General features: G+C 63.7%; 1 protein-coding gene. It reads left to right on the top strand.

Features of this window, described 5'->3' with window-relative positions; genetic code table 11:
- On the top strand, positions 1-234 hold a 234-nt coding region (locus SB725_RS34035; RefSeq protein WP_410923803.1), incomplete at both ends, for a PfkB family carbohydrate kinase.

Here is a 234-nt window from a genome sequence, read left to right as displayed (position 1 = left end):
GAATCGTAGCGAACTGCAACAGGTCATCGGCCAATGGAAGTCGGAGGACGATCTCCATGCACGCGTCGCGCGTTTGCGGGCGGATCTCGAACTCGAGGCGCTGCTTCTGACGCGCTCGGAAGAGGGCCTGACGCTCTTCACCGATGCGGGTGCGACGCACGAGTCGGCGCGTGCACGCGAAGTCTATGATGTGTCGGGTGCCGGCGACACCGTTATCGCTACGCTCGCGGCGAT

It is taken from the genome of Pseudomonas sp. SIMBA_041, from assembly GCF_046535095.1.
Taxonomy (GTDB): domain Bacteria; phylum Pseudomonadota; class Gammaproteobacteria; order Pseudomonadales; family Pseudomonadaceae; genus Aquipseudomonas; species Aquipseudomonas mucoides.
The sequence above is the reverse complement of the archived record's forward strand: the minus strand, read 5'-3'. Positions and strand labels throughout refer to the sequence as shown.